At 71.5% G+C, this 18,669-nt stretch carries 17 protein-coding genes, 2 tRNA genes and 1 pseudogene; 13 read left to right on the top strand and 7 right to left on the bottom strand.

Going from position 1 to position 18,669, the window contains the following annotated elements; genetic code table 11:
* Positions 1-50 precede the first annotated feature (50 nt).
* The 4 genes from ABZ457_RS00915 to ABZ457_RS00900 all read left to right on the top strand — a co-directional run bounded on the left by ABZ457_RS00915 (position 51) and on the right by ABZ457_RS00900 (position 2,904).
* Positions 51-617 (top strand): DUF3566 domain-containing protein, encoded by a 567-nt coding sequence (locus ABZ457_RS00915; protein ID WP_359152418.1) that lies wholly within the window; start codon positions 51-53, stop codon positions 615-617.
* 104 nt (positions 618-721) lie between these two features.
* A tRNA-Ile gene (locus ABZ457_RS00910) sits at positions 722-798 on the top strand.
* A gap of 187 nt (positions 799-985) precedes the next feature.
* Entirely contained in the window at positions 986-1,120 is a 135-nt protein-coding gene (locus ABZ457_RS00905; protein WP_003958712.1) for a DLW-39 family protein, read from the top strand.
* Between the two features lie 299 nt (positions 1,121-1,419).
* Entirely contained in the window at positions 1,420-2,904 is a 1,485-nt protein-coding gene (locus tag ABZ457_RS00900) for a hypothetical protein (protein ID WP_359152416.1), read from the top strand.
* An 80-nt stretch (positions 2,905-2,984) separates the two neighbouring features.
* On the opposite strand, the gene ABZ457_RS00895 is transcribed toward ABZ457_RS00900, so the two are convergent.
* Entirely contained in the window at positions 2,985-4,319 is a 1,335-nt protein-coding gene (locus ABZ457_RS00895) for a protein kinase (RefSeq protein ID WP_359152414.1), read from the bottom strand.
* 49 nt (positions 4,320-4,368) lie between these two features.
* The gene (locus ABZ457_RS00890; protein ID WP_026277334.1) at positions 4,369-4,917 is read right to left on the bottom strand and encodes a DNA-binding protein; all 549 of its coding nucleotides are present in this window, start codon (positions 4,915-4,917) and stop codon (positions 4,369-4,371) included.
* 191 nt (positions 4,918-5,108) lie between these two features.
* Here ABZ457_RS00890 and ABZ457_RS00885 point away from each other — a divergent pair.
* Positions 5,109-5,181 (top strand) — tRNA-Ala (locus ABZ457_RS00885).
* A 291-nt stretch (positions 5,182-5,472) separates the two neighbouring features.
* Positions 5,473-5,805, top strand: a pseudogene (locus ABZ457_RS00880) (DUF6344 domain-containing protein); the annotation flags it as partial.
* Positions 5,806-6,358: 553 nt separating this feature from the next.
* Here ABZ457_RS00880 and ABZ457_RS00875 read toward each other — a convergent pair.
* On the bottom strand, positions 6,359-7,036 hold the full coding sequence (locus ABZ457_RS00875; RefSeq protein WP_359152411.1) for a DUF5324 family protein: 678 nt from the start codon (positions 7,034-7,036) through the stop codon (positions 6,359-6,361).
* 327 nt (positions 7,037-7,363) lie between these two features.
* On the opposite strand from ABZ457_RS00875, the gene ABZ457_RS00870 reads away from it, so the two are divergent.
* Complete coding sequence (locus ABZ457_RS00870; RefSeq protein WP_359152409.1) at positions 7,364-7,924, top strand: peptidylprolyl isomerase; 561 nt, start codon at positions 7,364-7,366, stop codon at positions 7,922-7,924.
* A 78-nt stretch (positions 7,925-8,002) separates the two neighbouring features.
* The gene (locus ABZ457_RS00865) at positions 8,003-8,905 is read left to right on the top strand and encodes a rhomboid family intramembrane serine protease (RefSeq protein WP_359152407.1); all 903 of its coding nucleotides are present in this window, start codon (positions 8,003-8,005) and stop codon (positions 8,903-8,905) included.
* A gap of 290 nt (positions 8,906-9,195) precedes the next feature.
* Here ABZ457_RS00865 and crgA read toward each other — a convergent pair whose 3' ends face one another.
* Entirely contained in the window at positions 9,196-9,453 is a 258-nt protein-coding gene (crgA, locus tag ABZ457_RS00860) for a cell division protein CrgA (protein WP_359152405.1), read from the bottom strand.
* Positions 9,454-9,592: 139 nt separating this feature from the next.
* On the opposite strand from crgA, the gene ABZ457_RS00855 reads away from it, so the two are divergent.
* The 5 genes from ABZ457_RS00855 to ABZ457_RS00835 all read left to right on the top strand — a co-directional run bounded on the left by ABZ457_RS00855 (position 9,593) and on the right by ABZ457_RS00835 (position 13,485).
* Positions 9,593-10,363 (top strand): DUF881 domain-containing protein, encoded by a 771-nt coding sequence (locus tag ABZ457_RS00855; RefSeq protein WP_359152403.1) that lies wholly within the window; start codon positions 9,593-9,595, stop codon positions 10,361-10,363.
* Positions 10,364-10,516: 153 nt separating this feature from the next.
* Positions 10,517-10,690 carry a hypothetical protein gene (locus ABZ457_RS00850; RefSeq protein WP_018846074.1) on the top strand — a complete coding sequence of 58 codons (174 nt, stop codon included), beginning with the start codon at positions 10,517-10,519 and terminating at the stop codon, positions 10,688-10,690.
* On the top strand, positions 10,687-11,325 hold the full coding sequence (locus tag ABZ457_RS00845) for an aminodeoxychorismate/anthranilate synthase component II (RefSeq protein ID WP_359152401.1): 639 nt from the start codon (positions 10,687-10,689) through the stop codon (positions 11,323-11,325). Before ABZ457_RS00850 ends, ABZ457_RS00845 begins: the two co-directional genes overlap by 4 nt.
* The gene (locus ABZ457_RS00840; protein WP_359152399.1) at positions 11,322-12,737 is read left to right on the top strand and encodes a class E sortase; all 1,416 of its coding nucleotides are present in this window, start codon (positions 11,322-11,324) and stop codon (positions 12,735-12,737) included. The genes ABZ457_RS00845 and ABZ457_RS00840 overlap by 4 nt, the downstream gene beginning before the upstream one ends.
* 67 nt (positions 12,738-12,804) lie before the next feature.
* Positions 12,805-13,485 (top strand): class E sortase, encoded by a 681-nt coding sequence (locus ABZ457_RS00835; protein WP_359152397.1) that lies wholly within the window; start codon positions 12,805-12,807, stop codon positions 13,483-13,485.
* Positions 13,486-13,602: 117 nt separating this feature from the next.
* Here the strand turns inward: ABZ457_RS00835 and pknB are convergent, their stop codons facing one another.
* The 3 genes from pknB to ABZ457_RS00820 form a co-directional block, all read right to left on the bottom strand.
* A complete protein-coding gene (pknB, locus tag ABZ457_RS00830) occupies positions 13,603-15,618 on the bottom strand; it encodes a Stk1 family PASTA domain-containing Ser/Thr kinase (RefSeq protein ID WP_359152395.1) in 2,016 nt (671 codons plus the stop codon).
* A gap of 167 nt (positions 15,619-15,785) precedes the next feature.
* On the bottom strand, positions 15,786-17,243 hold the full coding sequence (locus ABZ457_RS00825) for a penicillin-binding transpeptidase domain-containing protein (protein ID WP_359152393.1): 1,458 nt from the start codon (positions 17,241-17,243) through the stop codon (positions 15,786-15,788).
* Positions 17,240-18,664, bottom strand: coding sequence for an FtsW/RodA/SpoVE family cell cycle protein (locus tag ABZ457_RS00820; RefSeq protein WP_018846068.1), 1,425 nt, complete (start codon positions 18,662-18,664; stop codon positions 17,240-17,242). The genes ABZ457_RS00825 and ABZ457_RS00820 overlap by 4 nt, the downstream gene beginning before the upstream one ends.
* Positions 18,665-18,669: the final 5 nt, after the last annotated feature.

Here is an 18,669-nt window from a genome sequence, read left to right as displayed (position 1 = left end):
GAGCGAACGGTGCCCGTGGCCCTGCCGCGGACTCCCAGGGGGCCACAACAGTGACGGACACCAGAGGGCAGCAGCAGCCCTCCTACGACGCGTACGGCGGCGGGCAGAACGCCCGCCAGCCGTACCACCCGCCCCAGGCGTACCCGTCCCCCGACGGGACGCAGGGCGGACAGCAGCAGCCCGGCCGTCCCGCCGGGCCCGGCGCCGCGACGCGCAAGCCGCGTACCGGGGCCCGCACCACGCCGCGCACCCGCAAGGCGCGGCTGCGGGTGGCCAAGGCCGACCCGTGGTCGGTGATGAAGGTCAGCTTCCTGCTCTCCATCGCCCTGGGCATCTGCACCGTGGTGGCGGCCGCGGTGCTGTGGATGGTCATGGACGCCATGGGCGTCTTCTCGACCGTCGGCGGCACGATCAGCGAGGCGACCGGCTCGACCGAGAGCAACGGCTTCGACCTCCAGTCCTTCCTGTCGCTGCCGCGGGTGCTCATCTTCACCTCGGTGATCGCGGTGATCGACGTGGTCCTGGCGACCGCGCTGGCCACCCTCGGCGCCTTCATCTACAACCTCTCCGCCGGCTTCGTGGGCGGTGTGGAGCTCACCCTCGCCGAGGACGAGTAGCGGCCGGGGCGGCGCCGGAAGCGGCTTCCACCGGGTCACCGGTAACCGATTTTGGCGCTGCACCCCGCGTGCGCTAATCTTCAGAGGTCAGCGCGCAGCGCGGCGGGGCTATAGCTCAGTTGGTTAGAGCGCATCCCTGATAAGGATGAGGCCACAGGTTCAAATCCTGTTAGCCCCACCAGTTCGAAGGCCCCCGACCGGATCCGGTCGGGGGCCTTCGGCGTACCCGGGATCGTGCGCCGGGCGGCCCGGGGGCGGGTGCCGGGCGGGGTCCGCGGGGGCCCACGCAGGTCACCGAACGGTATCGGCCGGTGTGTATAGTCGGGCGCCAGAAGTCCTCATACGTCAAGGAAAGACGAGGTCGCGCGGTGAAGAAGCTCCTCCTGGTCGCACTGGCCGCCATCGGCGGGCTCCTCGTGTACCGCCAGATCCAGGCGGATCGCGCCGAGCAGGATCTGTGGACGGAGGCGACCGACTCCGTGCCCGCAGGTTCGGGTGTGTGAGACCTAGATTCCGGAACCGGAGCCCCGGCCGCGTCAACGCGGCCGGGGCTCCGTGCCGTTCGGGCCCGGCCGGCGGCACGGCCGGGAAACGGGGCACAGCGGATGATTCACCCCCGCGCGCAGACAGCGCACCCGGCCACGGGGCAGGATGGTCCGGCGTCCGGGCCGTCCTCGCGCGGTCCGTGGGCGCCGCGACGGCGGACGCCGCCGCGGTCCGTGGGCGCCGCGACGGCGGACGCCGCGCGACCGCGCACGCGGCGACGGCGCATGACGGCTTGGACGGACACGAGGAGAAGCGCGTGAAGAGGCAGCGCGGCAGGGCGGGCCGGGCGGCGCTCGCCGGGATCGCGGCGGTGTGCGCGGTGGCGGCGCTGCCCGGAGCGGCCCGGGCGGCGGACGAGCCGGGCCCGTACACCTTCGACAGCGGGGCGAAGCCCGTCACGGGCACACCCGTGAACACCGACGGGCCCTCCCTCGCCGCCGGTTCGACGTACAAGGACGGCATCGAGCCGGGCGAGAAGCGCTACTACCGCGTCGACCTGGACGCCGAGACCAACGCGTACGTCTCCGCGGTGGCCGTCCCGAAGCCCGGCACCAAGGTCTCCTACGGCGACGAGCTGGAGGTGTCGATCGAGAACCGCTCGGGCTCCTCGTGCAGCGACGGGGAGGCCCGGTTCGGCTCCGCCGAGTACGCGCGCCCGATCGCGGACTACGCCTCCCGCCGCGTCGACCGGAGCGGCAGCAGCGGCTGCAAGGAGGCCGGCCCCTACTACGTGCTGCTGGAGCGCAGCAGCGAGAGCGACTCCTCACCCGACCCGTGGGACGTGGAGATCCGTTTCCTCACCGAGCCGAAGCTGACCACCAAGGGCCCCGCCGTGGCGCCCGAGGGCTGGCCGTCCGCCTCGCCCGCCGCCCCGGCGGGCGCCGCGGTCGAGCGGGCGGGCGGCAGCGGCTTCCACGACGCGACGGGGCTGACCCAGGGCGAGTGGAAGGACAAGATCCGCCCCGGCCGGACGCTCTTCTACCGGGTACCGGTCGACTGGGGGCAGCAGCTTTTCGTCAGCGCCGACCTCGGCAGCAGCACGGTCTCCGGCGACGGTCTCGGCAGCGTCGGCAACGCGCTGGCCGTCGCCCTGCACAACCCGGCCCGCGGGCTGGTGGACGAGAAGTCGAGCGTCTACTACGACGGCAAGCAGAAGGGCCTGGACCTCGATCCGCTGCCGCCGGTCGCCTACGAGAACCGCTACGCCTCCAGCAGCAAGGAGGCCGCGGTCCGGTTCGCCGGCTGGTACTACCTCTCGGTCACCCTCAGCCCGGAGATCGCCGACTCCTTCGGCGACGGCCCGCTGCCCCTCACCCTGCGCGTGAACGTGAAGGGCGAGGCGAAGGACGGGCCCCCGTACGCGGGGGACGCCGGCCCCTTCCAGGTCACCGGCGACGACCGGGAGGCCGCCGACACCGGCCGGACGGTGGCCGACGAGGAACGCGGGGACACCATGGCCCTGGTCGCCGCCGCGGGCCTGGGCACGGGCACGGTCCTCCTCCTCGGGCTGGGCACCTGGACCCTCCTCGCCCGCCGCCGGGCCGCCGGGCCCGCGGGTGCCGCACCCCTGCCCGCGCAGGCGGCGGGACCGGGGCAGGACGGGTACCCGGCGTACGGCGCGCCCGCGTCCGGCTACGGCTACCCGCCGCCGCAGGGCGGCGCGCCCCAGCCGGGCCAGGGGCCCGGCCCGGGCTACGGTCCGGGCCACGGTCAGGGGGCGTACGGGCCGCCGGGGTCCTAAGGTCTGTCTGACAAATCCCGTCTGGGCTCCGGGCGAACGACGCTATTTGTCAGACAGGCCTTAGGTCCTGTGGACAGGCCCTAGACCCGGGTCAGGGCCCAGACGCCCACCGCGAGGCAGAGCAGCGCCACGACCAGCACCGGGACCGCGACCTTCGGCGGCGGTCCCGGCCGCTTCGCGGCCCCGGCACCGGGCCCGGGCGCGACCGGCCGCGGGCCGCCGGCGGTGTACGGGCGGGTGGCGGAGGGGTCGTACCCCGGCGCCGCCGCCGGTGCGGGGAACGGCTGAGCCGGGCCGGGCGCATGCCCCACGGGCGGCGGCGAAGCGGACTCCGGCGCGGGCGCGACCGGACCGCTGGGGCCGGTGACGGTCGGCGGGCCGGCGTACGGCCGGTTCGCGGGCGACGGCGGCGGGGCCAGGTGGAAGCTGCCCGTCTCGGACGAGGACGGCACCGGGGCGGTGGCGGCGGTGGAGTCGGTGGCCGACGCCTTGGCCGGACCGGACGAGGCGTCACCCCGGGCGGCGCCCGGGACCGCCACCGGTCCGGACGGCCCGAACCCGGACGGCAGCGGGCCGAGTTGGTCGAAGATCTCCACCGGTTCCTCGTCCCGGCCCCCTTCGCCCAGCAGCTCCACGGCCGCGCCGAGCGCCTTGCGCGCCCCCGTCGCCGTACGGAACCGGGCGCCGGGATCGGGCTGGAGCAGCCCGGCGAGGACCTGCCACAGCGGCTCCGGCACACCCTGCGGGGCGCCGGGGGTGCCGTGCCGCGCGAAGTGCTCGATCAGCGCCTGGGAGTCCGGCTTCCTGCCCTCCAGCAGATAGAGCCCGACCAGCCCGACCGCGAACAGGTCCGCGGGGAAGTCCGGTTCGGCGCCCATCATCTGCTCGGGCGCGAAGTAGCCGGGGGTGCCGACGACGTAGTCCGTCTCCGTCAGCCGCGGCTCGCCCTTGCGCATCGAGATGCCGAAGTCCGAGACCCGCAGATGCGGCCGGCCCGTGCCGGTGGCCTCCATGAGGAGGTTGGCCGGCTTGATGTCCCGGTGCACCACGCCCTCCGCGTGCACGGCGGCGAGCCCCGACAGGAGCTGGTCGAGCAGGGTGCACACGAAGCGGGGCGGGAGCGGTCCGTAGTCGCCGATGACGTGCGCCAGCGAGCCGCCGGCGACCAGGTCCATGGTGAACAGGACCTTGTCGTCGTCCGCCGCCCAGCTCGCCGGGGCCAGGACGTGCGGGTGGTCGATGCGCAGGGCCTGCTCGCGGACGAAGCGCAGCAGGGTGTGCGCATCGCTCTGCTGGAGGACCTTGGCGGCCACATAGCGGCGGCGCCGGTGGTCCCAGGCACGCCAGACGGCGCCGACCCCGCCGCGCCCGATCGGGTCGATCAGCTCGTACCGACCAGCGAAGACCTCACCCATGGTGGTGCGCCAGCTCCTGCTTCCCTCGTGGAGGCGTCAGCCGCCTCGCTCAGCTCTGGTGCGACTCGTAGTGGGCGACCGCGTCGGCGGTCCGGCCCGCGCCGTACACCCGGAGGAACTCTGCCAGCTCGGGGTGGGTGGGGGCGAGGGAGTCCGCCGCGTCGATGATGTCGCCCGCCGCCGCGACCGACCGCAGCAGCGACTGGATCTCCCGCACCACCCGGCGCACGGTCGGGGCGCCGGAGGTGCCGGTGGACTGGCTCGTGGCAGTGAGGACGGAGCCGCCCTGGGACTTCTTGATCTCCTCCATGCGGGCCGTCGCCTCGACCGCGCTCACACTGCCGTCCGCCACCAGGGAGGCCAACTCCTGCAGTGCCTGGACGCGTTGGACCACCGCCGGGTTGCCGATCTTGGCGCGCTGACCGCTCATCAGCTGGGAGAGCATCGGGGCGGAGAGACCGAGCACACCCGCGAGACGGGCCTGGTTGAGGCCGAGGTCGTCGATGAGCCGGCGGAAGAGCGCCCCCAACGGCTCCCCGTACCAGCTCCGCTGGAGCTCTCTGGCTCTCGCGGTCGTCTCCTGCTGTGCTGCGTCCATAGCGTCTCCCCATCGCTTCCCCTGGCGGCTTCGCTGCTGCGAAGCTGTGGTGCATCCTACGGAGAGCGGTCGCTCACGGGGAGGCCCAAGGGGGAGTCCCCGGGCTTTTGCGGGATCATGGTGGCGACCCGGTACTCTGGTGCGCGACGATGGTCACCGCACGGTCGGCCACCGTTGTGCACCACCCTTCCGGGGCCTTAGCTCAGTTGGTAGAGCGCTGTCTTTGCATGGCAGATGTCAGGGGTTCGACTCCCCTAGGCTCCACTTCCACCGGGACCCCTGAACCGCGAGACCGCGGTTCAGGGGTCCCTGTCGTCTGCCGCCGCCCCCCTGATGTCCTGCTGAAGCCCTTCCGAAGCCCCTCGCGGACACGTCTACCCCGTCCTCGCGGGGCCCGCATCCCGTGCGCATCCGTCCAGGGAGTCCGGCGGGTGGGCCGGACGGGTGGTGTTCATCGGAAGAACTGCGCGGCACGGGCGTCGGTCCCCCACTCCTCGAGATGCGTACACATCATGAGAAAGGTATGTAAAGCGCTCAACCCGAAAGTGAGGGGTCATGACCGCCTTCAAGGTCAGGAATCTGTGGACCGCGTTCGTCACCGCGTTCTTCGCTCTGCTCGCCTCGGTGGGGCTCACCACCGCCTCCGCCGCCCCGGCCCGGCCGGCCGTCGCGACGCCCGACGAGCCCGCGGCGCCCCGCACCGAGGCGGTCCGCACGGCGGCCGTCCCGGCGCAGAGCAGGCGAACGCGGACCCCGCTGCTGCGAGCGGCACGGGACCGCTCCCTGCCGCCGACGATGAAGCAGCGCATCAGCGCCGAGGCGCACGGCGCCTCACCCGCCACCCGGCATCTGCCCACCGCGGAGACCGAGCCCGCCGCCATCGGCGACGCCGGCTCACCCGGCACCGCCGCCCGGACCGCCGACTCCGCTCCGGTGCGTGACACGGCCGTGCCGAAGCCCGCCCGCCGTGCCACCTCCGCCGCCAGGGCCGCCACCCGCCTCGCACGTCCCGCCGCCACGGCCCCCGAGGGCGCCGTCCGCACCGGTCGGCGTACCGCCGAACGCCCGGCGACCGCCTCGTCCGTGCCCGCCGCCCGCTCCGTGACCGGCTCCCCGACCGCACTGGACTCCGAGACCGCCGCGCCCGCCGGTCCCGTGCGTGCCCTGTCCGCCGTCGCCGGCGGCCGTCCCTCCGTGCGCCGTGCGGCCGACAGCTCCGCCCGCGCCGCCGCCGCCCGCAGCGCGGCCGCCTCGTCCGCCCGTGACGCGTACGTCGCCGACCTGCCCGCCCGTGACGCGTATGTCGTGGCAGCATGAGGCGCCGGGAGCGTCTCCTTCTCCCGGCGCCCGCGTCAGAGGTGCCCGTGCCGACGAACGGACCGACCGCCTCGGGCGGACCGACCGCGCCGGCCGCCCGGACCGCCTGCCGGCGGCCCCAGGCTCAGCGGCCCTCGTCGCCCTCCGCTTCCGCCTCCGCCTGCTTCGCCCGGACCTCGGGGTCCAGATCGGCCTTGGTACTGCCGTCGACCGACGACAGCCGGCCCCGGTCGGCGACCTCGGTGGCCGCGGGAGGCTCCACCAGCCAGTCGGGGTTGGCCTGCTTGTCCCACCACTTCCACGCCGCGAAGGCACCGGCGGCCACGACTCCGGCGATGGCGAGCCCCTTGGCCACACCGGCGACCCTGGAACGCCGCTCGTGCTTGCGCACCAGCTTCTGGATCTCCTTCGCCGTCACCTGTCCGCGCAGCGCGGCCAGCGCGGCGGACGACCGCGCCGCGGCCTCGGCGCCGACGGGCTGGGCGAGGGCCACCGCGTGCTCGACCCGGGGAACGGTGTAGTCGGCCGCCTGCTTCGCGGCCTTGCGGGCCTGCTTCGCGGCCTTGTGAGCGGCGTGGTCGACCTTGGGCGGCACATGCGGCGCCACGCGTACGTCGTAGTGTGCGCGAGCCTGAGCGGCTGCCTTCGAGACCGTGGGCGCGAGCTTCACACGCGCTTCGCGAGCATAGAGAGCGGCCTGGTCCTTGGCTGTGCCGGCGTAGGGCGCCACCACGTCCGCGGCGTGCAGCACGCTGTCCTTCGCCGTACCGGTCGCGGCGCGCACGCTGTCGATGCGGGTCACGGGATCCTCCTCCTCGGTGGCGTTCTGAGGGCCTGGGTTGTCCCCAGTTGGGGGCACAGTTCCGCCTTTCCACCCGGTTGCAAATCATGCCTCTCGTGAGCCTCCTCGGCATGCGGGACGCGCATCCGGGTCACATTCGCGTCGTCTGACGCGGCACATCCGCGTCCGTGGACGCGGTGCCAGAGGGACCGCCTCCGGGCGGCGACGCGCCGGTGCCGACTGCGCCACCGGCCGCTTCCGCATGCCTTCCCCCGTTCACCACCGGGAGGCCCGTCCGTCCGTGCGAGGATCGGGCGACGTCACAGGAAGACTTACGGAAGGCACACCGTGGCCGAGCAGCTTTACGCCACCCTCAAGACCAACCACGGCGACATCGACATCCGGCTCCTGCCGAACCATGCGCCGAAGACCGTGAAGAACTTCGTCGAGCTGGCGACCGGTGAGCGCGAGTGGGTCAACCCCGCCACCGGCAAGAAGTCGCAGGACAGGCTGTACGACGGCACCGTCTTCCACCGGGTGATCGGCGGCTTCATGATCCAGGGCGGCGACCCCCTGGGCAACGGCACGGGCGGCCCCGGCTACGAGTTCGCCGACGAGTTCCACCCGGAGCTGGCCTTCGACCGGCCCTACCTCCTGGCAATGGCCAACGCGGGCCCGGGCACCAACGGCTCGCAGTTCTTCATCACGGTCTCCCCGACGGCCTGGCTGACGCGGAAGCACACCATCTTCGGCGAGGTCGCGAGCGACGCCGGCCGCAAGGTCGTGGACGCGATCGCCGGCACGAAGACCAACCCGCGCACCGACCGGCCGCTCCAGGACGTGGTCATCGAGTCGGTCGTCGTGGAGAAGCGGGGCACGCAGGTGGCCATGGACAAGCGCGAGGCGTAGCCCGCCGGGAACCTTTCGGCCCTGTCCGTCCGTATGGATGGACAGGGTGACGTCGCGAGCCGGGAGGACGAGGGACCCATGGACCAGGCGCCAGGCAGTCCGCAGGAGCCGGGGGCCACTCACGGCCTGCCCGGCTGCTACCGGCACCCGGACCGCGAGACGGGCATCAGCTGCACCCGCTGCGAGCGGCCCATCTGCACCGAGTGCATGATCAGCGCCTCGGTGGGCTTCCAGTGCCCCGAGTGCGTGCGCACCGGTTCCGGCACCGGCCACGCGCCGGACGCGAGCCGGCCGCGGACGATCGCGGGCGGGACGGTCGCCGCCGACCCCCGGCTGGTGACCAAGATCCTCATCGGGATCAACGCGGTGGTGTTCCTGCTGGCGGTCTCCCTCGGCGACGAGTTCGTGGGGCGCCTGACGCTGATCGGCGGGGCCTATGACCGCTCGGTCGGGGACTTCGTCGGGATCGCGTCGCAGGGTGAGTACTACCGGCTGCTGACCTCGGTCTTCCTGCACCAGGAGATCTGGCACGTCTTCTTCAACATGCTGCTGCTGTGGTGGCTCGGCGGGCAGCTCGAACAGGCGCTGGGGCGGTCCCGCTATCTCGCGCTGTATCTGGTCTCCGGCCTCGCGGGCAGCGCCCTGACCTATCTCCTCGCCGCTCCCAACCAGGGGTCCCTCGGCGCCTCGGGCGCGGTCTACGGCCTCTTCGGCGCGACGATCGTCCTGATGCGCCGGATGCGCTACGACCTGCGGCCGATCGTCGTGCTCCTCGCGATCAACCTGGCGATCACCTTCCTCGCGCCGGGCATCGCCTGGCAGGCGCACATCGGCGGTCTCGTCGCCGGAGCGCTCATCGCCTACGGGATGGTCCACGCGCCGCAGGGGAGCCGCCGCAGCCTGGTGCAGTTCGGGACCTGCGGGCTGGTGCTGGCCCTCTCGCTGCTGGTGGTGGTCCTGCGCACCCTCGCACTCACCTGAGGGCACAGGGAGCGGGCCGGACGGGGCCCGGAGGGGCAGCTTTCCCCAAAGTTGTCCACAGCGTGTGCCGGATCTTGTGCACCTTGTGGGGAACGCACGTGCCCCTCGTCACTGACCTGGGATTTCCTGGTCGGTGCGAGGGGCACGAAACTTCACCGCCATGGGTGAAGAAGTCAGATCGGCGTCAACGATCCGAGAGTTATCCACAGATCGTCAGACCTTTTCCCCGGGTTGTGGATAACCGTGTGGACAACCTTGGGGCAGGGCTTGACGGAAGGGGCGCGCAGCCGCTACTTCCACTGCGTCGAGACGCCGAAGCCCGCCGCGATGAAGCCGAAGCCGGCCACGATGTTCCAGTTGCCGAAGCTCTGGACCGGCAGCTCACCCTCGGTCACATAGAACAGGACGATCCAGACGAGGCCGATCAGGAAGAGCGCCAGCATCACCGGGGCCACCCAGTTACGGCTGGTCAGCTTGATGTTCGCGGCCTGCTTCGAGGCCGGCGGCGGCGTGAAGTCGGCCTTCTTGCGGATACGTGACTTCGGCACGAGGGACTCTCCTGTCGATGCGCTGCGTGACCGCGCAGGTAACTGTGGCTGGCGCCGGGTGGGTGCGAGGGGGCCCACGACCTCCCCCGGGCGTCCGTTAGCGTAGTGCTTCCGCGGTGCCTAAGGAGATAAGGGTACGTTGAGCAATTCCGCCGACTCCCCCCGAGGCCCGGTCCGCCGTTTCGACCGGCGACCGGTCCGGCTGCTCACGGCTGCCGTCTTCGCCCTGGCGGGAGTCATCTTCGTGACCAGTTTCAACACCGCCAAGGGTACGGACCTGCGCACCGACGCGTCCATGCTCAAGCTGGGCGATCTCATCACCCAGCGCAGCACGGACAACAAGGACCTGGAGGAGTCGACGTCCGCCCTCCGCCAGGACGTGGACGCCCTCGCCCGCCGCGACGACGGTTCCACCGAGGCGCAGGACGCCGAGCTCAGGAAGCTGGAGACGGCCGCGGGCACCCGGGCGCTGACCGGGGACGCCCTGAGCGTCACCCTCGACGACGCCCCGCCGGACGCCCGCGCCGCACCGGGCTACCCGGAGCCGCAGGCCAACGACCTCGTCATCCACCAGCAGGACCTCCAGGCCGTGGTGAACGCCCTCTGGCAGGGCGGCGCCGAGGGCATCCGCGTGATGGACCAGCGCCTGATCTCCACCAGCGCCGTGCGCTGCGTCGGCAACACCCTGATCCTCCAGGGCCGCGTCTACTCCCCGCCGTACCGCATCACCGCCGTGGGCGACCAGGACCGGCTGCGGAAGGCCCTCGCCGAGTCGCCCGCTGTCCAGAACTACCAGCTCTACGTGAAGGCGTACGGACTCGGCTGGCAGGTCGAGGACGCCGACGACGTGACCCTGCCCGGCTACTCGGGCACGGTGGACCTCCACCACGCGGAGCCCGTCGAGGAGTGAGCGGCCGCCGCCCGGCCGGGGCCGTCGCGGACCCGTGGTGACGGACGGCGGCGGGCGCGCTGTGACGGACGGCAAGTCGCGGGCTTTCCACAGCAGGCCCACGCGTCCCCGCCGACCTTTAGTCTGGTCCCGTACCGAACGGAAAGGGACGGCATGTACGGCTGGATCTGGCGGCATCTGCCGGGCAACGCGTGGGTGCGGGCGACGATCTCGCTCGTGCTGGTCCTGGCGGCCGTCTTCGTGCTGTTCCAGTACGTCTTCCCGTGGGCGGAGCCGCTGCTCCCGTTCAACGACGTGACGGTCGACGGAGCGGGGGCGGCCCGATGAGCGCGCGCATCCTGGTCGTCGACAACTACGACAGCTTCGTCTTCAACCTCGTCCAGTACCTGTACCAGCTCGGCGCCGAGTGCGAGGTGGTGCGGAACGACGAGGTGTCGACGGCCCACGCGCAGGACGGCTTCGACGGCGTGCTGCTCTCCCCCGGCCCCGGAGCCCCCGAACAGGCCGGCGTCTGCATCGAGATGGTGCGCCACTGCGCCGCGACCGGCGTGCCCGTCTTCGGCGTCTGCCTCGGGATGCAGTCCATGGCGGTCGCCTACGGCGGCGTGGTCGACCGGGCCCCCGAACTGCTCCACGGCAAGACCTCCCTCGTCACCCACGGGGGCAAGGGCGTCTTCGCCGGTCTGCCGTCGCCCTTCACGGCCACCCGGTACCACTCGCTGGCGGCCGAACCGGGCGATCTGCCCGGGGAGTTGGAGGTCACCGCCCGTACCGCCGACGGCATCATCATGGGGCTGCGGCACCGTGATCTGCCCGTCGAGGGTGTGCAGTTCCACCCGGAGTCGGTGCTCACCGAGCACGGGCACCTGATGCTCGCCAACTGGTTGGAGCAGTGCGGGGACAACGGTGCGGTGGGGCGTTCGGCCGGGCTCGCGCCAGTGGTGGGCAAGGCGCTGGCGTGAGCGCCGGGCGTCCCGGGCACGGCCACGACGGGCCCGACGGATACGGCGGACAGGGCGGCTACGACCCCCTGACGGATCCGCTGCCGCCCGGCGCCGGCGGATCGCCCTGGATCCCTGCCCCCGACACCGCCGAACCCCCCGCCGGGGACACGCGGCCGGGCCCGTACGCCCGGCCGGCGACCGACGAGCCGCACGACTGGTACGACCGCGAGGGCTACCGGCAGGACTGGTACGGCACGGAGGCCGGGGCGGGCGCCGCGCGTGCGCCCGGGGCCGCCCCGCCGCCCCGGACCCCGTACAGCACGGGCCCCGCGTCCCGCGCCCCGTACGAAGCGGGCCCGGCGGCCGGTGGCGGCTATCCCGCGGCCGACCCCTATGAGACCCCCGACACCTCCTACGGCACGTCGTACACGGAGGGGACGGCCGTCCTCCCCGTCGTGGACGACCCGGCCGTCGCCCCTTCCGGCCCCAGGGGCCCCGCCGCGCCGGATCCGGTGCCGGACGACGAGACCGTGGCCCTGCGCACCTCCGAGACCCGCCGGGCCGCCGAGACGCCCCCGGGGCCCGGCCGGGCGGAGCGCCGGCGCGCGGCCAAGGGCGGCCGGGGCCACCGGCGCTCCGCGCCCGCCGGAGACCCGTCGTCCGCCGCCTCACCGGCGGCCGGGGCCGGGGAGGCCCCGGCGAAGCCGATGTCCCGGATGGAGGCCAGGCGCGCGGCCAAGGCCGCCAAGGACAGCCCCGCGGTGATCGCCAGCCGGGTGATCGGCGAACTCTTCATCACCATGGGTGTGTTGATGCTGCTGTTCGTCACCTACCAGCTCTGGTGGACGAACGTCCTCGCCGGGCAGCAGGCCAACCGGGCCACCAACCAGATCCAGGACGACTGGGCCAAGGACGAAGGCAAGTCCCGCACCCCCGGCGCCTTCGAGCCCGGCCAGGGCTTCGCCATCATGTACATCCCCAAGCTGGACGTCGTGGCGCCCATCGCCGAGGGCATCGACAAGAACAAGGTGCTGGACCGGGGGCTGGTCGGCCACTACGCCGACGGCAAGCTCAAGACCGCCATGCCCGAGGACGAGCAGGGGAACTTCGCGGTCGCCGGCCACCGCAACACCCACGGCGAACCGTTCCGCTACATCAACCGCCTCAAGCCCGGCGACCCGATCGTCGTCGAGACGCGGGACACGTACTACACCTACGAGATGACCAGCATCCTGCCGCAGACCTCGCCGTCGAACGTGGCGGTGATCGACCCGATCCCGAAGGGATCCGGCTTCACCGAGCCCGGCAGGTACATCACGCTCACCACCTGCACACCCGAATTCACCAGTACCTTCCGGATGATCGTGTGGGGCAAGATGGTCGACGAACGGCCGCGCAGCCAGGGCAAACCGGACGCGCTCGTCGGCTGAGGCCGTGCCGTCCGGACGGGCCGAGAGACTTCAAGGCCGAGAGACCTCAAGACAGGGAACAGGTGCAGTGGGACGTGCACGAGGCCGGATCGCCGGTGCGATAAGCGTCTTCGGGGAGTTGCTGATCACCGCGGGTGTGGTGCTCGGGCTCTTCGTCGTCTACTCGCTGTGGTGGACCAATGTGCTCGCCGACCGCGAGGCGTCCGCGCAGGGCGACCGGATGCGCGACGGCTGGGCGGCCGACCGGGGCCCGGGCGACCTGAACACCAAGGACGGCATCGGCTTCCTGCACGTCCCGGCCATGGGCGACGACGAGGTGCTGGTCAAGAAGGGCACCGACAGCAAGGCCCTCAACCGCGGCATCGCGGGCTACTACACCGAGCCGGTCAAGTCGGCCCTGCCCTGGGACGACAAGGGCAACTTCACCCTCGCCGCGCACCGGGACGGCCACGGCGCCAAGTTCCACAACATCCACAAGATCAAGGACGGCGACCCGATCGTCTTCGAGACCCGGGACACCTGGTACGTCTACAAGGTCTACAAGACCCTGCCGAAGACGTCGAAGTACAACGTGGACGTGCTGCAGCCGGTGCCCGAGGAGTCCGGGAAGAAGAAGCCGGGCCGCTACATCACGCTCACCACCTGCACCCCGATCTTCACCTCGGACTTCCGCTACATCGTCTGGGGCGAGCTGGAGCGCACCGAGAAGGTCGACGCCGACCGCACCCCGCCGGCGGAACTGCGCTAGCTCCGAAGACCCCGGGCCGCACGGTGAAGAGCCCCGGGCACCACGGAGTCCCCGAAGCACGACGGAGCCCCCGGCACCCTCAGAGGGTGCCGGGGGCTCCGTGTCGACGGCCGGGGGTCAGTCCCCGTCGTTGCCGCCGATGAAGCCACCGCCGTCGTTGCCGCCGTTGCCGCCGTTGCCGTTCCCGCCGTTGTCGCCCCCGCCCCCGCCCCCGAAGGTCTGGAGGACGATCGGGGTCGTCGCCGGGTCGACCTGGGTGCCCGGGCCCGGGTTGGAGGCGATCACGATGGCGTTGTCGTCCTGCGGGGAGCCCGGGGCGACGGACACCTGGGCGAAGCCGGCCTGCGCGAGGATCTGCTTGGCCTCGCCGAGCCGCTTGCCCACGATCTCGGCGGGCACCGCGACCTGCGTCTGCTGCGGCCCCTTGGAGACCTGGAGGGTCACCTTCGAGCCCTTGGCGACCTTGCCCGCCGCCGGGTCCTGGGCGGTGACCTGGTCCTTCGGCTGGTCGGAGTCGACGTCCGAGCGGACCACCTCGAAGCCCAGCGCCTGGAGCTGGCCCTGCGCCTGGTCGAAGGAGCGGCCCACCACGTTCGGCAGGTCCTCCTTGGCCTCCTTGGCGACGGTCAGCGTGACGGTCGCGCCGGTCTCGGCCTCACTGCCGGCCCCCGGGTTCTGCTTCAGGACGGTGCCGGGCTCGGCCTCGGAGGACTCGACCTCCTCGACGTCGACCTTGAACTTGTCCTTCTCCAGGATCTCGGTCGCGCGGTCGCGGTCCTGGTCGACCACGTCCGGGACCTTGACCTTCGGGGCGCCCTCGGAGACGACGACCGTGACGAGGCCGCCCTCCGCCATCTTGCCGGGCGGCTGCGGCGACTGGCTGCAGATGCTTCCCTTGGGCTGGTCGCAGCGGGCCGTGCCGTTCTCCTCGATCTCGACCTTGGCGTTGACCGCGGAACTGCGGGCCTCCTCCAGGGTCTTGCCCACCAGCTGGGGCACCGGGACCTGTTCGCCCCCGCCGTCCCCGCCGAAGACCGACTTGCCGATCAGCACCGCGCCGATCAGCACCAGGACACCGGCGACCACGAGCAGGATCGTCGAGGTGTTGGACTTCTTCTGGCGCCGGCGGTCCGGGCGGTCGTCGTAACCGCCGTAACCGCCGTCGTCCGGGTTGACCGGCGGCAGCATGGAGGTCTGCCCGGCCGGGTCCGCCTGGCGGAGCGCGGCCGTGGGCTGGTCCTCCGGCGGGTAGCCGTAGCCGACCGCGCCCATGGCGGCGGTCGCGGCGACGGGCTGGCCGTCGAGGCACGCCTCGATGTCGGCGCGCATCTCGTCGGCGGACTGATAGCGGTAGTCCGGGTCCTTGACCAGGGCCTTCAGCACGATCGCGTCCATCTCGGGCGTGATCTCGGGGTCGAAGGCGCTGGGCGGCTGGGGCTCCTCGCGCACATGCTGGTAGGCCACGGCCACGGGGGAGTCGCCGACGAACGGCGGCCGCACCGTGAGGAGTTCGTAGAGGAGGCAGCCGGTCGAGTACAGGTCGGAACGGGCGTCCACCTGCTCGCCCTTGGCCTGCTCCGGGGAGAGGTACTGGGCGGTGCCGATGACGGCCGCGGTCTGGGTCATCGTCATCCCGGAGTCGCCCATGGCGCGCGCGATGCCGAAGTCCATGACCTTGACCTGGCCGGTGCGCGTCAGCATGACGTTCGCCGGCTTGATGTCACGGTGGACGATGCCGTTGCGGTGGGAGTACTCCAGGGCCTGGAGGATGCCGATGGTCATCTCCAGCGTGCGCTCGGGCAGCAGCTTGCGCCCCGAGTGCAGCAGCTCACGGAGGGTCGACCCGTCGACGTACTCCATGACGATGTAGGGGATCGAGACCCCGTCGACGTAGTCCTCGCCGGTGTCGTAGACCGCGACGATCGCCGGGTGGTTGAGCGAGGCGGCGGACTGGGCCTCCCGGCGGAACCGGGCCTGGAAGGACGGGTCGCGGGCGAGGTCGGCCCGCAGCGTCTTCACGGCGACGGTGCGGCCGAGCCGGGTGTCGTGGGCGAGGTAGACCTCGGCCATTCCACCGCGGCCGAGCACCGAGCCCAGTTCGTACCGGCCGCCGAGGCGACGCGGCTCTTCCATAACCTTCCAGCCCTCTCCGTCAGTCCCGACCGCACCCGTGTGTGGTCCGCCGGTGTGCTGTTCGCGCATACGCTACCGGGCACATACCACTTGATCCGCCCGAGGCCGTCAGCTGATACCCGACCGGTATCGCAATGTGCAGGTATGCGGGTCGGGGGTGATCCTCGTCACTTCTCGTCCAGTACGGCCTTCATCACAGCCTTCGCGATGGGGGCCGCGAGACCGCCACCGGAGATGTCGTCACGGCGGGCGTTGCTGTCCTCCACGACCACGGCGACGGCGACCGGGGAGCCGTTGTCGTCCTTGGCGTAGGAGATGAACCAGGCGTACGGGTTCTTGCTGTTGTTCTCGCCGTGCTGGGCGGTACCGGTCTTGCCGCCGACCTTCACGCCGGGGATCGCGGCGTTGCTGCCGGTGCCGCGCTCGACGACGTTCTCCATCATCTGCTGGAGAAGCTGGGCGTTCTCCCCGGAGATCGGCCGGCTCATCTCCTCCGGCTCGTTCTGCTGGATGACCTCCAGGTCGGGGGACTCCAGCTTGTCGATCATGTACGGCTTCATGAGCTTGCCGTCGTTGGCGATCGCCGCGGTGACCATGGCCATCTGGAGCGGGGTGGCCGCGGTGTTGAACTGGCCGATGGAGGACTGCGCGTTGCCGTCCCGGCTCATGTTCTTGTCGTAGACGGAGGAGGCGGCGCGGACCGGGGTGTCGATCTCCGCGTTGTTGAAGCCGAACTTCTCCGCCATCTCGACCATCTTGTCCCGCGTCACATCGTCACCGAGCTTGGCGAAGACGGAGTTGCAGGACACCTCCATCGCCCTGTTCAGGGAGGCGTTCTCGCAGCCCTGGGCGTGGTTGACCATCGGGGTGCGGGTGCCGGGGAGGATGTAGGGCTCGGGGGTGTCGGTGGCCGCGTCGATGTCGGTCACCTTGCCGTTCTCCAGCGCGGCGGCGGCGGTGAGCACCTTGAACGTGGAGCCCGGCGGGTAGGTCTCGCGCAGGGCCCGGTTGAGCATCGGCTTGTCGCTGTCCTTGTTGTTCGCGACCCAGGCCTTCTCGTCGTCCTTCAGCCGGCCCGCGAAGGCGGAGGGGTCGTACGAGGGCGTGGACGCGAGGGCGAGGATCTTGCCGGTGCGCGGGTCGATCGCCGCGACGGCGCCCTTCTTGTCGCCCAGGCCCTTGAACGCGGCCTTCTGCGCCGCGCCCTTGAGCGTGGTGACGACGTTGCCGCCCTTCTTCTTGTCGCCGGTGAACATCGCCATCGTGCGGTCGAAGAAGAGCTGGTCCGAGTTGCCGCTGAGGATGCCGTCCTCGAGCTTCTCGATCTGGTTGGCGCCGAAGACCTGGGAGGCGTACCCGGTCACCGGGGCCCACAGGGGCCCGTCGGTGTAGGTCCGCTTGTACTTGTAGTACTCGTCGTCCGTCTCTTCCGAGCCGGTGATCGGCGCGCCGTCGACGATGATGTTGCCGCGCTCGTGGGCGTACCGCTCGATCTCCACGCGCTTGTTGAGCTTGTGGGAGTTCAGCTCGTCCGCGCGGACGTACTGGAGCCAGTTGTCCCGGATCAGGAGGGCGAGGACGAGGATCCCGCAGAAGATCGCGACTCGGCGCAGGGGCTTGTTCACGGTCGGACCACCTGGGTCATCTCGGCGTCGGGGGACGGGGCAGGCGCGGGCGCGGGGCGGCGCGCGGTGTCGCTGATCCGGATCAGGATCCCGATCAGGGCCCAGTTGGCGATGACGGACGAACCACCTGCCGCGAGGAACGGCATCGTCATACCGGTCAGCGGGATGAGGCCCATCACACCGCCGGCGACGACGAACACCTGGAGCGCGAAGGCGCCGGACAGGCCGATCGCGAAGAGCTTGCCGAAGGGGTCGCGGGCGGCCAGCGCGGTGCGCACACCCCGTTCGATGATCAGCCCGTAGAGCAGCAGGAAGGCCATCACACCGGCCAGCCCGAGCTCCTCGCCGACGGTGGCGAAGATGAAGTCGGAGTTGGTGGCGAAGCCGATGAGGTCCGAGTTGCCCTGCCCGAGGCCGGTACCGAGGGTGCCGCCGGCGCCGAAGGACATCAGGACCTGGGTCATCTGGTCGCAGGCGTTCAGCATGTTGGTGCCCGCCTCGGCGGTCTCCCGGCAGCCGAACGGGTCGAGCCACGCGGCCACACGGGACTGCACATGACTGGCGAAGGAGGCCACCACCACGGCGCCGCCCGCGGACATCAGCAGACCGATCACGATCCAGCTGGTCCGCTCGGTGGCCACGTACAGCATGATCACGAACATGCCGAAGAACAGCAGCGAGGTGCCGAGGTCGTTCTCGAAGACGAGGATGAGCAGGCTCATCGCCCAGATCGTCAGGATCGGCCCGAGGTCGCGGCCGCGCGGCAGGTAGAGGCCCATGAAGCGCCGGCTGGCCAGGGCCAGGGCGTCCCGTTTGACCATCAGATAACCGGAGAAGAAGACCGCGATCACGATCTTCGCGAACTCACCGGGCTGGATGGAAAAGCCGCCGACGCGGATCCAGATCTTGGCGCCGAAGACGTTCGCGCCGAGGCCCGGCACCAGCGGGAGCAGCAGCAGGACGATGGCGACGGCCATCGAGATGTAGGTGAACCGCTGGAGGACGCGGTGGTCCTTCAGGACCAGCAGTACGCCCACGAAGAGGGCGATGCCGAGCGCCGAGTACATGAGCTGGTTGGTCGCCTGGACCGCCTCGCCCCGGGCCAGCAGGCGCGGGGACTGGTCCAGCCGCCAGATCAGCACCAGGCCGAGCCCGTTCAGCAGCGTCGCCAGCGGCAGCAGCAGCGGGTCGGCGTACTTGGCGAACCGGCGCACCACGATGTGGGCCACGGCCGCCATCAGGCCGAGGCCGAGGCCGTAGCCGATGACACCCGCCGGCAGTGTGCCGTCGAGCGCGAGGCCCACGTTGATGTACGCGAACACCGGGATCGCGACGGCGAAGGCGAGCAGCATCAGCTCGGTGTTCCGCCGGCTCGGTGCGTCGATCGCGCCGATCGTGGTCGTGTTGGTGACAACGCTCATGGTGG

This window comes from Streptomyces sp. NPDC005805 (assembly GCF_040630445.1).
In the GTDB taxonomy this organism is placed as follows: Bacteria; Actinomycetota; Actinomycetes; order Streptomycetales; family Streptomycetaceae; genus Streptomyces.
The sequence above is the reverse complement of the archived record's forward strand: the minus strand, read 5'-3'. Positions and strand labels throughout refer to the sequence as shown.

Coding starts and splice junctions, on each gene's coding strand:
- ABZ457_RS00865 (WP_359152407.1), top strand. CDS start 8,003: ATGGACCAGGCGCCAGGCAGTCCGCAGGAGCCGGGGGCCACTCACGGC.
- ABZ457_RS00890 (WP_026277334.1), bottom strand. CDS start 4,917: ATGGACGCAGCACAGCAGGAGACGACCGCGAGAGCCAGAGAGCTCCAG.
- ABZ457_RS00820 (WP_018846068.1), bottom strand. CDS start 18,664: ATGAGCGTTGTCACCAACACGACCACGATCGGCGCGATCGACGCACCG.
- ABZ457_RS00850 (WP_018846074.1), top strand. CDS start 10,517: ATGTACGGCTGGATCTGGCGGCATCTGCCGGGCAACGCGTGGGTGCGG.
- pknB (WP_359152395.1), bottom strand. CDS start 15,618: ATGGAAGAGCCGCGTCGCCTCGGCGGCCGGTACGAACTGGGCTCGGTG.
- ABZ457_RS00895 (WP_359152414.1), bottom strand. CDS start 4,319: ATGGGTGAGGTCTTCGCTGGTCGGTACGAGCTGATCGACCCGATCGGG.
- ABZ457_RS00845 (WP_359152401.1), top strand. CDS start 10,687: ATGAGCGCGCGCATCCTGGTCGTCGACAACTACGACAGCTTCGTCTTC.